The organism is Acidovorax sp. KNOB132 (assembly GCF_057541515.1).
Window position 1 is genome coordinate 1 of sequence record NZ_BAAJYT010000109.1, and the last position, 12,028, is coordinate 12,028.

At 69.1% G+C, this 12,028-nt stretch carries 11 protein-coding genes; 5 read left to right on the plus strand and 6 right to left on the minus strand.

Features of this window, described 5'->3' with window-relative positions; all coding sequences use genetic code 11:
• Positions 1 to 276, plus strand: a 276-nt coding sequence (locus tag AC27IO_RS14530) for a magnesium chelatase subunit ChlI family protein (RefSeq protein WP_498739362.1), incomplete at its 5' end; no start/stop codon positions are given.
• Positions 277 to 284: 8 nt separating this feature from the next.
• Here the strand turns inward: AC27IO_RS14530 and AC27IO_RS14535 are convergent.
• Positions 285 to 1,091 carry an SDR family NAD(P)-dependent oxidoreductase gene (locus tag AC27IO_RS14535; RefSeq protein ID WP_498739364.1) on the minus strand — a complete coding sequence of 269 codons (807 nt, stop codon included), beginning with the start codon at positions 1,089 to 1,091 and terminating at the stop codon, positions 285 to 287.
• 106 nt (positions 1,092 to 1,197) lie between these two features.
• Between AC27IO_RS14535 and AC27IO_RS14540 the strand changes: the two genes are divergently transcribed.
• On the plus strand, positions 1,198 to 2,118 hold the full coding sequence (locus AC27IO_RS14540; RefSeq protein ID WP_498739366.1) for a LysR family transcriptional regulator: 921 nt from the start codon (positions 1,198 to 1,200) through the stop codon (positions 2,116 to 2,118).
• A gap of 7 nt (positions 2,119 to 2,125) precedes the next feature.
• Here AC27IO_RS14540 and AC27IO_RS14545 read toward each other — a convergent pair whose 3' ends face one another.
• From AC27IO_RS14545 to AC27IO_RS14560, 4 genes are read right to left on the minus strand one after another with little or no spacing between them, the layout of a single operon-like run.
• Positions 2,126 to 2,773 carry a TetR/AcrR family transcriptional regulator gene (locus tag AC27IO_RS14545; RefSeq protein WP_498739368.1) on the minus strand — a complete coding sequence of 216 codons (648 nt, stop codon included), beginning with the start codon at positions 2,771 to 2,773 and terminating at the stop codon, positions 2,126 to 2,128.
• A 40-nt stretch (positions 2,774 to 2,813) separates the two neighbouring features.
• Positions 2,814 to 4,268, minus strand: coding sequence for an AdeC/AdeK/OprM family multidrug efflux complex outer membrane factor (adeC, locus tag AC27IO_RS14550; protein ID WP_498739370.1), 1,455 nt, complete (start codon positions 4,266 to 4,268; stop codon positions 2,814 to 2,816).
• A gap of 1 nt (position 4,269) precedes the next feature.
• Positions 4,270 to 7,437, minus strand: a complete 3,168-nt coding sequence (locus AC27IO_RS14555) for an efflux RND transporter permease subunit (protein ID WP_498739372.1) — start codon at positions 7,435 to 7,437, stop codon at positions 4,270 to 4,272.
• 18 nt (positions 7,438 to 7,455) lie between these two features.
• A complete protein-coding gene (locus tag AC27IO_RS14560; protein WP_498739374.1) occupies positions 7,456 to 8,664 on the minus strand; it encodes an efflux RND transporter periplasmic adaptor subunit in 1,209 nt (402 codons plus the stop codon).
• Positions 8,665 to 8,789: 125 nt separating this feature from the next.
• Between AC27IO_RS14560 and AC27IO_RS14565 the strand changes: the two genes are divergently transcribed.
• From AC27IO_RS14565 to AC27IO_RS14575, 3 genes are all read left to right on the plus strand, one after another.
• Positions 8,790 to 9,410 carry a TetR/AcrR family transcriptional regulator gene (locus AC27IO_RS14565; RefSeq protein ID WP_284394670.1) on the plus strand — a complete coding sequence of 207 codons (621 nt, stop codon included), beginning with the start codon at positions 8,790 to 8,792 and terminating at the stop codon, positions 9,408 to 9,410.
• A gap of 231 nt (positions 9,411 to 9,641) precedes the next feature.
• Positions 9,642 to 10,415, plus strand: a complete 774-nt coding sequence (locus AC27IO_RS14570; RefSeq protein WP_272549805.1) for a ferredoxin--NADP reductase — start codon at positions 9,642 to 9,644, stop codon at positions 10,413 to 10,415.
• A 209-nt stretch (positions 10,416 to 10,624) separates the two neighbouring features.
• Positions 10,625 to 11,410 (plus strand): DUF2145 domain-containing protein, encoded by a 786-nt coding sequence (locus AC27IO_RS14575; RefSeq protein ID WP_498739376.1) that lies wholly within the window; start codon positions 10,625 to 10,627, stop codon positions 11,408 to 11,410.
• 31 nt (positions 11,411 to 11,441) lie between these two features.
• On the opposite strand, the gene AC27IO_RS14580 is transcribed toward AC27IO_RS14575, so the two are convergent.
• Positions 11,442 to 11,888: a CBS domain-containing protein gene (locus AC27IO_RS14580; protein WP_272568313.1), complete on the minus strand. Its 447-nt coding sequence runs from the start codon at positions 11,886 to 11,888 to the stop codon at positions 11,442 to 11,444.
• Positions 11,889 to 12,028 lie beyond the last annotated feature (140 nt).

Genomic DNA, 12,028 nt, shown 5'->3' on the forward strand with positions numbered 1-12,028 from the left:
GTGGTGCAGGCCCGGCAACGGGCCATCGACCGCCAGGGCCTGCCCAACCAGGCCCTGCAGGGCCAGCAGATCGACACCCACCTGGCGCTGGACGATGCGGCCGCGCGCTTTCTGCAGGCCGCCGCGACCCGGCTGGCCTGGTCGGCCCGCAGCACGCACCGCGCGCTGAAGGTGGCCCGCACGATCGCGGACCTGGCGGGCAGCGCGGCCATCGCCCCGGCGCACGTGGCCGAGGCCGTGCAGTACCGGCGGGTGCTGCACCGCGGCGCGGCTTGAACTGAGGCTTACAGGAACATGCCGCCGGACGCCTCGATGCGCTGCGCGTTGACCCAGCGGCTGCCGGGCAGCAGCAGCGAGGCGATCACGCCGCCGATGTCGTCCGGCTGGCCGACTCGGCCCAGCGCGGTCTGGGACGCGATGAAGGCGTTCATCTGCGCGTTGTCGCGCACCGCTCCGCCACCGAAGTCCGTCTCGATGGCACCCGGGGCGACCACGTTCACGGCGATGCCGCGCGGGCCCAGCTCCTTGGCCAGATAGCGGGTCAGCACTTCCACGGCGCCCTTCATGGCCGCATAGGCGGCGAACCCCGGCAGCGCGAAGCGGGCCAGGCCGGTGGACACATTGACGATGCGCCCCCCGTCGTTCATGAGCGGCAACAGCTTTTGCGTGAGGAAGAACACGCCCTTGAAATGGATGTCGACGAGCTGGTCGAACTGCGCCTCGGTCGTCTCCATGAAGCCGGCATGGATGCCGATGCCCGCGTTGTTCACCAGGAAGTCGAAGCGCTCGCGTTGCCAGCGGCCCGACAGCACCTCGCGCACCTGGGCGGCGAACGCGGCGAAGCCGGTGCTCTGCGAGACGTCGAGCGGCAGGGCCACGGCGCGCCGGCCCAGGCGTTCGATCTCGGCCACGGTGGCCTCGGCTTCGGCCGCCTGGCTGCGGTAGGTCAGGATCACGTCGATGCCCTGCCGGGCGATGTGCAGCGCGGCATTGCGGCCCAGGCCGCGGCTGCCGCCGGTGACCAAGGCGATGGGCGCGCCGGCTTCCGGCGAGGACGCGTTGGAGGATGGGGAGGGGAGAGAAGCGGTCATGGCAGGCCTTTCAGTGGGATAGCAACGGAATGCTTGGCAGTCTATTGAGCAGACACCCTCCCATAAATCGGCAAAAATTGATCAGTTTGTTCACCCCAGAAAGACAATGAACCCTCTCGACCGCATGCTGGTGTTCGTCCGCGTTTCGGAGCTGTCCAGCTTCACCCAGGCCGCCGATGCGCTCGGCATTCCGAAAGCCGCCGCATCGGTGGCGGTTCAGCAGCTCGAAAGCCAGCTCGGCACCCGGTTGCTGCACCGGACCACGCGGCGGGTGCAGCTCACGCAGGACGGCCAGGCCTACTACGAGCGCTGCAAGGACCTGCTGGCCGATGTGGACGAGCTGCAGTCCATGTTCCAGCAGCCCGGGGGCGAAGCGCTGCGGGGGCGGGTGCGCATCGACATGTCCACCGGCATCGCGCGCCGCGTGGTCCTGCCGCAGCTGCCCGAGCTGCTGCAGCGCCACCCGCGCCTGGAGATCGAGATCAGCAGCACCGAACGCCGCGTGGACCTGGTGCGCGAGGGCTTCGATTGCGTGGTGCGCGTGGGCACGGTGTCGGAGCCGGGCCTGGTGGCGCGGCCGCTCGGGCAGTTGCGCATGGTCAATTGCGCCAGCCCGGGCTATGTGGCGCGGGCCGGGCAGCCGCAGTCCGTGCAGGACCTGGCGCATCACCACCTGATCCACTACGTGACCACGCTGGGTGCGAGGTCCGGCGGGTTCGAGTACCTGCGCGAGGGCGAAACCGTGCGCCAGCCGATGGCCGGCCCCATCACCGTCAACGGGGCCGAGGCGTACCAGGCCGCCTGCCTGGCGGGGCTGGGCATCGTGCAGGCGCCGCTGATCGGGGTGCATGCGCACCTGGAGCGCGGCACGCTGGTGCAGGTGCTGCCCGACCACCCGGCCCCGCCGATGGCCTTGACCCTGCTCTACGCCCACCGCCGCCACCTGCCCCGCCGCGTGCGCGTGGTGATGGACTGGATGGCGCAGGTGATCGAGGCGCACGTAGCGCGCATCGATGCGTTTGCCTGAGCCCGCGTCAGAGGCTGGGGGCAAGGGCAGCGCGCGGCCTGCCCGGCGCCATGCCGTCCATCAGAAACCCAAGGCAGGCGTCCACATGCCGCCGGTATCCGGCCGGATCGGTCTCCTCCACCGGCTCGGCCAACACGCTGCGCCCGACCGCATGCAGACAGCGCGCCGCCAGGGCCGGCTCCAGGCCCTCGCGCAAGTGGCCCCGGCGCGCCGCCACGGCCAGCGCGGACTCCAGGTGGCGAACGGCCGCCGCCTGGGCCACCGCCGCGCGCGGTCGCAGGCCCTCCCACCCCTCTGCCTCAACGGCTTCGCGCAGCACCCATTGCACCAGCGGCCATTGCACCGGGTCTTCACGGCACTCGCCGATCTGGCGGGCCAGGCAGCGGTGCAGGAGCGACAGGGGCTGCGCCGCGCTCTGGTAGGCATCGAGGCGGGCACCGATGTCCAGCGGCCACCGAAGGCGGCCGAGCAGCTCCTGCAGCAGCGCGGTCTTGTCCGCGAAGTGCCAGTAGATCGCGCCGCGGGACACCCCCGCCTGCCGCGCCACCTCGCCCAGCCCGGCGCCTTGCACCCCATGCCGGGCGAAGGCCTGCAACGCCGCGCTGACGATGCGCGCCCGCGTCAGCTCCGCTTCGGTCTTGGTGTGCTTGGCCACGGTGGCAGGCGCTCAGGCCCCGTCAGGTGCCCGGCGGGCATCAGGGTTTCGCGGTGCCGACGGCGGCCACCGGTGTTCCGGTCGATTCCACCCACCCGCCGCCGAGCGTCTTGTAGAGCGTGACGAGGTTGGTGTAGCGCGACAGCCGCGTGCCGATCAGGTTCTGCTGCGCGGTGTAGAGCGAGCGCTGCGAGTCCAGCACGGTCAGGTAGCTGTCCACCCCGCGCTTGAAACGCGCATCCGACAGGCGGTAGCTGTCGGCCGTGGCGTCCACCAGCGACTGCTGTGCCTCCAGCTGGCGGCCCAGCGTGCTGCGCTGGGCCAGCGCATCGGACACCTCTCGGAACGCGGTCTGGATCGCCTTCTCGTACTGGGCCACGTCGATGTCGCGGTCGGTCCGGGCGATGTCCAGATTGGCCTGGTTGGCGCCGCCGTCGAAGATCGGCAGCGAGACCTGCGGCGCGAAGGTCCAGCTGCCCGAGCCGCCCTTGAACAAGCCCGACAGGTCCGCGCTGGAGCTACCGGCCGACGCCGTCAGGCTGATGCGCGGGTAGAAGGCGGCGCGGGCTGCACCGATGCTGGCGTTGGCGGCCCGCAAGGTGCGCTCGGCCTGCAGGATGTCCGGGCGGCGCTGCAACAGGTCCGACGGCAGCCCCGGCGGAACCTGGGCCAGCGGGTTCGATGCCGCGCTGGCATCGCTGGGCAGGGCCTGCGGCAGCCACTCGGGCGGCACGTCGGCGCCCACCAGCAGCACCAGGGCATTGCGGTCCTGGGCCACCTGGGCGGTGTAGCGCTCCACATCCACCCGGGCCGAATCCACGCTGGTCTGCGCCTGCCGCAGCGTGAGGGCCGAGGCCACGCCCAGGTCGAAGCTGCGCTGGTTGAGGGCGAAGGCATTGCTCTGGTTGGCGAGCGTGTCCTGCGCCAGGCGCAGCCGGTCCTGGTCGGCCGCCAGCGTGAGGTAGGCCGACGCCACCTCGGACACCAGGCTGATGTGCGTGCTGCGGCGGGCCTCCGCCGTGGCGAAGAACTGCTCCAGCGCCTGCGCATTCAGGCTGCGCACGCGGCCGAACAGGTCCAGCTCGTAGGCGCTGAAGCCCACGGTGGCGCTGTAGCTGTGGGCCACCACGGGCCGGCCCGCGCCGGACAGGTCTGCCGGCGTGCGGCTGCCGCTGCCGCCGCCGCTGGCGTTGACGGTCGGGAACAGCGCTGCGTCCTGCACGCGGTACTGCGCACGCGCCCGCTCGATGTTGAGCGCCGCCACGCGCAGGTCGCGGTTGTTGGCGATGGCCATCTCGATCACGCGCTGCAGCGAGGGGTCGGTGAACACGTCGCGCCAGCCGATGTCGGCCACCGGCACCGCGGCGGGTGTGCCGGCATCGCCGGCGAAGGTGGCGGCCACGGGCGCGGCGGGCTGTACGTAGGCCGGCATCAGGCTGCAGCCAGCCAGGGATGCCGCGGCCAGGGCCAGGGGAGCGAGGAGGAAGCGGGACATGTCAGGCACCTTCCGAAGCAGGGTGTGGCAGCGCGCCGTGCGCGGCCTGGGCGTTCGGGGCGGCCGGCTCGCGCCGGAACAGGCCCACGATCAACACGAAGAACAGCGGCACGAAGAAGATCGCGAGGACGGTTCCGGACAGCATGCCGCCGATCACGGCCGTGCCCAGCGCATGCTGCGCGCCCGCCCCGGCGCCACTGCCCAGCACCAGCGGCAGCACCCCCAGGATGAACGCCAGCGATGTCATCAGGATGGGGCGAAGGCGCATGCGCACCGCCTCCATGGCCGACTCGACCAGGCCTTTGCCGCCCTCGTACAGCTCCTTGGCGAACTCCACGATCAGGATGGCGTTCTTGGACGCCAGCCCGATGGTGGTGAGCAGGCCCACCTGGAAGTACACGTCGTTCATCTTCCAGGTCAGCATGGCCCCGAGCAGCGCGCCGAACACGCCCAGCGGCACCACGAGGATCACCGAGAACGGGATCGCCCAGCTTTCATAGAGCGCCGCCAGGCACAGGAACACGATCAGGATCGACAGCGCATAGAGCAGGCCGGTCTGGCCGGTCGAGGCCTTCTCCTGGCGCGACAGCCCGGTCCACTCGAAGCCGATGCCGGGCGGCAGCTTGGCCACCGCCGCCTCGACGATCGCCAGCGCCTCGCCGCTCGATGCCGCGCCCGGCATCGCCATGCCCAGGATTTCCATGGAGGGCACGCCGTTGTAGCGCTCCAGCCGCGGCGAACCCGATGTCCAGCTGGCCTTGGCGAACGAGGTGAAGGGCACCATCGTGCCGGCGCTGTTGCGCACGTACCAGCGATCGATGTCCTCGGGCAGCATGCGAAACGGTGCGTCGGCCTGCAGCATCACCTTCTTCACGCGCCCCTTGTCGATGAAATCGTTGACATAGCTGCTGCCCCAGGCGGCCGAGAACGTGTTGTTGATGTCGGCCATCGACAGCCCCAGCGCCCCCGCCTTGTGCGGATCGATCTCCAGGCGGAACTCCGGCGTGTCCTCCAGTCCGTTGGGGCGCACCGCCACCAGGCGTGGGTCCCTGGACAGCTCGCCCAGCAGCTGGTTGCGCGCCTGCATCAGCGCGGCATGGCCCAGGTTGGCACGGTCCTGCAGCATCAGGTCGAACCCGGTGGCGTTGCCCAGTTCGGACACGGCAGGCGGCGCGAAGGCGAACACCTGCGCATCGCGGATCGTCGCGAAGAACGCGCCGGCCTTTTGCGAAACGCCCGACACGCTCAGCGCCTCGCCCTTGCGCTCGTCCCAGGGCTTGAGCTTGACGAAGGCGAACCCCGTGTTCTGGCCGCTGCCGGCGAAGCTGAAGCCGGACACCGAGAACACGCCCGCCACCGCATCCTTCTGGTCCTCCAGGAAGTGCTTCTCCACCTGGTGGATGACCTCTTCGGTGCGCGCGTTGGCGGCACCGGGTGGCAGTTGCACCAGCACGAACATCGTGCCCTGGTCCTCGTCGGGCAGAAAGCCCACGGGCAGCTTCATGAAGCCGAACACCACCGCCGCCAGCAGCACCGCATACAGCGCCATGTAGCGCCAGCCCTTGCCCAGCATGTGCCGCACGATGCCCTGGTAGCCGCGGTTGCCGCGATCGAAGGCGCGGTTGAACGCGCCGAAGAAGCCGGTCGTCGCCATGGCGTGGCCCTTGGGCACCGGCTTGAGGAGCGTGGCGCACAGGGCGGGCGTCAGCACCATCGCCACCAGCACCGAGAGCGTCATCGCCGAGACGATGGTGATGGAGAACTGGCGGTAGATCACCCCGGTCGAGCCGCTGAAAAACGCCATGGGCACGAACACCGCGGCCAGCACCAGGGCCACGCCGACGAGCGCTCCGGTGATCTGGCCCATCGACTTGCGCGTGGCCTCTTTGGGCGACAGTCCCTCCTCGGTCATCACCCGCTCGACGTTCTCCACGACCACGATGGCATCGTCCACCAGCAGCCCGATGGCCAGCACCATCGCGAACATGGTCAGCGTGTTGATCGTGAAGCCGAACGCCGCGAGCACGCCGAAGGTGCCCAGCAGCACCACGGGCACCGCAATGGTGGGGATCAGCGTGGCGCGGAAGTTCTGCAGGAACAGGTACATCACCAGGAACACCAGCACCACGGCCTCGACCAGGGTCCGCACCACCTCCTCAATGGAGATGCGCACGAACGGCGTGGTGTCGTAGGGCTTTTGCACCTTCATGCCCGGAGGGAAGAACTTCTGCAGTTCGTCCACCCGCGCGTCAATCGCGCGGACCGTGTCGAGGGCATTGGCGCCGGTAGCCAGCTTGATCGCCAGGCCGGCGGCCGGCTTGCCGTTGTAGCGGCCGACGGTGCTGTAGTTTTCGCTGCCCAGTTCGATGCGCGCCACATCGCGCAGCCGCACCTGCGAGCCGTTGGTCAGGGTGCGCAGCAGGATCTCCTCGAACTCCGGCGCCGTCTTCATGCGCGTCTGCGCGGTGATGGTGGCGTTGATCTGCTGGTTGCCGGCCGCTGGCAGCGCACCCAGCTGGCCGGCCGAGACCTGCGCGTTCTGCGCCTGGATGGCCGTCTTCACGTCGAGCGGCGTGAGACCGAAGTTGGCCAGCTTGTCCGGATCGAGCCAGACCCGCATGGCGTACTGCGAGCCGAACAGGGTGGTGTCGCCCACGCCTTCCACGCGGCTGATCGCGTCCTGCACGTTGGCGGCCACGTAGTCCGACAGGTCGGAGCCGTTCATGCTGCCGTCTTCGGAGGTGAAGGCCAGCACGTTCAGGAAGTTGGTGGCCGACTTGGTGACCGTGACGCCCTGCTGCTGCACCTCTTGCGGCAGCAGCGGCGTGGCCAGCGACAGCTTGTTCTGCACCTGCACCTGGGCGGTATCGGGGTCGGTGCCGTTGTCGAACGTGAGCGTGATGGTGACCTGGCCGGACGACTCGCTGGTCGAGGCCATGTAGCTGAGCCGGTCCAGCCCCTTCATCTTCTGCTCGATGACCTGGGTGACGGTGTCCTCCAGCGTCTTGGCGGAGGCGCCGGGGTAGTTGGCCGTGATTGCCACGGCGGGCGGCGCGATGCTGGGGTACTGCGCGATCGGCAGGGTGAAGATCGACAGGGCGCCGGCCAGCATCACGATGATGGCCAGGACCCACGCGAAGATGGGGCGGTCGATGAAAAAGCGTGCCATGGGGTTCTTTCGCGCGCGTCAGTTCGCGGGGTTGGCGGCACCCTCGGGGGCGGTGGCCTGTGCCACGGGCGCGGCCGCGGACTTGGGTGTCCAGGGCATCGCCTTCACCAGCGCGCCGGGCGCGGCCCGCTGCTGTCCGTCCACCACGAGCCGGTCTCCGGCCTGCAGCCCGGTGCGCACCAGCCATTGGTCGCCCACCGTGCGCTCGGTCTCCAGGGCCCGCCGCTGCAGCTTGCTGTCCGCACCGACCACGTAGACCATGGGCTTGCCGGTGCTGTCGCGCGTGACGGCCTGCTGCGGCACGAGCAGGCCCTGCTCCTTCACGCCTTCCTGCAGCACGGCGCGCACGTACATGCCGGGCAGCAGATCGGCCCGCGGGTTGGGAAACACGGCGCGCAGCGTGATCGCGCCGGTGCTCTGGTCCACGGTGACGTCCGAGAACTCCAGCTTGCCTTCCAGCGGGTAGGCACTGCCGTCTTCCAGCATCAGACGCACCTTGGCGGCATTGGCACCCGCCTTTTGCAGATCGCCGCGGGCCAGGGACTGCTTGAGGCGCAGCAGCGCGGCGCTGGGCTGCGTCACGTCCACGTAGATCGGGTCCAGTTGCTGGATGGTCGCCAGCGCCGTGGCCTGGCTGGCGGTGACCAGCGCGCCCGGCGTGACGCTGGACTTGCCGATGCGGCCCGAGATGGGCGCATCGACCCGCGCATAGGCCAGGTTGATGCGGCTCGTTTCCACGTTCGCCCGGGCCGATGCCACGTCGGCCTCGCCCTGGCCCAGCGATGCGGCCGCGTCGTCGTAATCCTGCTGGCTCACGGCCTGGATGGCCACCAGCTCCTTGTAGCGGTCGGCCTTGAGCCGGGTCGTCTTGAGGCTGGCCTGGGCCTTGGCCAGGGCGGCCACGTTGCTGTCGTAGGTGGCCTGGTAGGTGGCGGGGTCGATCTGGTAGAGCGCCTCGCCGGCCTTCACATCGCTGCCCTCGCGGAACTTGCGCGCCTTCACGATGCCGCCCACCTGGGGCCGCACGTCGGCGACCTGGTAGGGCACGGTGCGGCCGGGCAGTTCGGTGCTCAGCGCCACAGGCTGCGGCTGCACGGTCATCACACCGACGATGGGCGTGCCCTGCGGTGCCGGCGGGCCGCCCGGGGGCTTGCCGCAGGCGGCGAGCAGACAGGCCATGGCAGCTGCGGCCGACAGCGTGAGCAAGGGGCGATGAACGGGTCGCATGGGCAATCTCCAAAGAACAATGCGCCGATGATATACAAACCGTACTGTACGGTAAAGTAAATTTGACTTCGATTCTTCGCCCATCAATACTCGGACGCATGAATACAGAAAACGGAAGTCGGTAGATGCGCGTCAAGACGGAAGCCAAGCGGGACGCGATCGTGGAAATTGCCTCCCAGGTTTTTTCGGAATCGGGGTTCGAGGGGGCGTCGATGGCGGAGATCGCCGCCCGGGTCGGGGGCTCCAAATCCACGCTGTACGGGTATTTCAGCTCCAAGGAAGAGCTGTTCCTGGAGGTCGCCATCGGCGCGGCCAAGCAGCACATCGAATTGTTCTTTCTCGCGCTCGAGCAGGACGAGAGCGAGCTGGAAACCGCGCTGAAGACCTTCGCCGAGAAGATGCTGGCCGTGATCTGCAGCGAGCCGGCCATCCAGGCCAAGCGCGCCTTCGTCGCCGAATCGGGCCGCAGCGACATTGGCAAGCGTTTCTTCGAACTGGGCCCCCACAAGGGCATTCAGGCCCTGGGTTCGTTCCTGGAAGCCCAGATGCGCAAAGGCCTGCTGCGGCAGGCCGACCCCCTGACCGCGGCGCGCCACTTCATGGCCCTGATGGAGTCGGAGACGGCCACGCCGCGCCTCTTCGGCCTGGAGGACAACCTGTCCAAGGTGAAGATGCGCCAGGCCATCGGCCGGGCCATCGACGTGTTCTTGCGCGGCTACGCGGTGGACCCGGCCGACGGCGCCTGAAGCGCCTGGCACCACCGATCGCGGGAGCGTCCCGGCGCCCGCCGCCCTCCACCGGGCGCGGCTGGCATAAGCACATGCGCAGATGCCATAAGGCCGCGGGGCCGGTTTGCCCGACAATGTGCGGGTTTGCCCGCATGGCAGGGGGCAGCCCAGGTCGCGCAATGCGCCCATCCGCCACCGGCCCTGCCCCTGAAGGCTTCTTTCGTCTCACACCCAATCTGCACCATTTCCATGAGCGCATTCAACGAAGAACGAGTCCTTTCCGTCCACCACTGGACCGACCGCCTGTTTTCCTTCACCACCACGCGCGACCCGGCGCTGCGGTTCTCCAACGGCCACTTCACCATGATCGGCCTCAAGGTGAACGACAAGCCGCTGCTGCGGGCCTACAGCATCGCCAGCGCCAACTACGAAGAGCACCTGGAGTTCCTGTCGATCAAGGTGCCGGACGGCCCGCTGACCTCGCGCCTGCAGAACATCCAGGTGGGCGACTCCATCGTGGTGGGCAGAAAGCCCACGGGCACGCTGCTCATCGACTATCTGCTGCCCGCCAAGCGCCTGTATTTGATCTCCACGGGCACGGGCCTCGCGCCCTTCCTGTCGGTGATCCGCGACCCCGACACCTATGAGAAGTTCGAGGAAGTGGTGCTGGTGCACGGCGTGCGCCAGGTCAAGGAACTGGCCTACCACGACTTCATCACCGAAACGCTGCCGCAGCACGAGTTCCTGGGCGAGACGGTGTCCAAGCAGCTCAAGTACTACCCCACGGTGACCCGCGAGCCGTTCCGCAACCAGGGCCGCATCAACGACCTGATCGAAAGCGGCAAGCTCTTCACCGACCTGGGCGTGCCCCCGCTGGACCCGCTGGTGGACCGCGTCATGCTGTGCGGCAGCCCCGAGATGCTGGCATCGCTCAAGGCCATCCTGGAGCACCGCGACTTCGAGGAAGGCAACACCACGAAGCCCGGCGACTTCGTGATCGAACGCGCTTTCGTCGAGAAATGAAGTGACGCGCCGCGCGCGGGCGGGCCCGGGATGGCAGAGGCCGGCCCTGCCCGCGAGGCACCGGCCTCACGCAGCGCCGGCGCGTGGACAAAGCCACCCCCTCAATTGCTATTAAATTAATAGCACAATGCCCTAGTACTGATTGCGCTGGAGGCACAAAACACAAGATACCACCACGGTGGCTGGCGGCGCCGGAACCGCCGCCCCCAATGGCAACGGGCGGCCAAGGCCGCCCGTGGGACAGTGATGAGGCAAGGGGCCTGCGCAGGCCCCGCCGATCAGTAGCCGTTGTTGGCCACGCGCATCGACTGCGCGCCCTGCGTGTCGCCGGCCTGGCCCTGCGGCCGCAGCCGGACCGCCCGTGGGCGGTGCGCCAGCTGTACTACACCTGCGAGGAGTCGCGGCCCCGGCTGTTCGACCAGGGCATTCCGGGGTTCCTGATGGGCCGGGACGATCCGTCCCGGGGCTACGTTGCCATCGTGCTGCTGCCCGCGCTGCCCGCCGACGCGCTGGAGCGCACGGCCCAGGATAAGCGCGCCGCGCTGGCCCTCCTGGCGGCCGACTACAGCGCCAATGCCTACCCGTTCAGCACGCGCTACCAGAACTGCAACCAGTGGGTGGCGGAGATGATGGCCAGCGCCTGGGCACCGGCCGGCGACGCGCCCCCGACGCGCGAGCGCGCGCAGGCGTGGCTGCACTCGGCTGGCTACCGGCCGGAGCCGATCGGGCTGGGATCGCACGGCGTGGTGTTCGCCGCGCATTTCGCGCCGCTGGTGCATGTGGACGACCACCCGCGGGACGACCTGTATGCGCTGCGCATGCGGGTGAGCCTGCCGGCCTCGCTGGAGGCCTTCGTGCACGATCGCATGCCGGGCGCCGAGCGCATCGAGCTGTGCCACGACCGCCGCCAGATCGTGGTGCGCCGCGGCTGGCAGGCGCTGGGCCCGGGGTGCGAGGCCGGGCCGCAGGACGAGGTGATCGCCCTCGATTCCTAGCCAGATGGGGCCGGGCGGTTGCGCGGCGGCGTCAGTTGCGCTGGCCGCCAGTGATGTACTGCTCCATCTGCTCGATGATGAACTGCTGCTCGGACATGATGTTCTTCACCAGGTCACCGATGGAGATCAGGCCCACCAGCCGATTGGCGTCGTCCACCACCGGCAGGTGGCGCAGCCGGTTGTCGGTCATGAGCTGCATGCACTGCTCGCTGCTCTGGTGCGGCCGCACGAAGCGCACGGCCCGGGTCATCACGTCGCTCACCTGGGTGGCGCCGGAGGTGCGGCCCAGCAGGGCCACCTTGCGGGCGTAGTCGCGCTCGGTCACGATGCCGGCGATCTGCTCGCCCTCCATCACCAGCAGCGCGCCGATGCCCTTGTCGGCCATGAGCCGCAGCGCATCGAGCATCGAATCGGAGGGCCCGATGGTGTGGACCTGGGCATGGGGCTTGGACTTGAGGATGTCGGCGACTGCGGTCATGGGGCCTCCCTGAGTGAAGTGGCGTGGGTGCTGCAGTTTCCGCCCAACGGCGGGGTGCGCGCAACAGGGGTTTGCGAAGCGCCCGGGGCGGCGATGCAGTTGGTTGCAAACCCGCGCGCCGCCGGTCGCCGGTCGCCGGT

Bases quoted from the DNA above. Each gene is read 5' to 3' on its own strand.
- AC27IO_RS14535 (WP_498739364.1), bottom strand. From the start codon at position 1,091: ATGACCGCTTCTCTCCCCTCCCCATCCTCCAACGCGTCCTCGCCGGAA.
- AC27IO_RS14540 (WP_498739366.1), top strand. From the start codon at position 1,198: ATGAACCCTCTCGACCGCATGCTGGTGTTCGTCCGCGTTTCGGAGCTG.
- adeC (WP_498739370.1), bottom strand. From the start codon at position 4,268: ATGTCCCGCTTCCTCCTCGCTCCCCTGGCCCTGGCCGCGGCATCCCTG.
- AC27IO_RS14555 (WP_498739372.1), bottom strand. From the start codon at position 7,437: ATGGCACGCTTTTTCATCGACCGCCCCATCTTCGCGTGGGTCCTGGCC.
- AC27IO_RS14560 (WP_498739374.1), bottom strand. From the start codon at position 8,664: ATGCGACCCGTTCATCGCCCCTTGCTCACGCTGTCGGCCGCAGCTGCC.
- AC27IO_RS14565 (WP_284394670.1), top strand. From the start codon at position 8,790: ATGCGCGTCAAGACGGAAGCCAAGCGGGACGCGATCGTGGAAATTGCC.
- AC27IO_RS14570 (WP_272549805.1), top strand. From the start codon at position 9,642: ATGAGCGCATTCAACGAAGAACGAGTCCTTTCCGTCCACCACTGGACC.
- AC27IO_RS14575 (WP_498739376.1), top strand. From the start codon at position 10,625: ATGGCAACGGGCGGCCAAGGCCGCCCGTGGGACAGTGATGAGGCAAGG.
- AC27IO_RS14580 (WP_272568313.1), bottom strand. From the start codon at position 11,888: ATGACCGCAGTCGCCGACATCCTCAAGTCCAAGCCCCATGCCCAGGTC.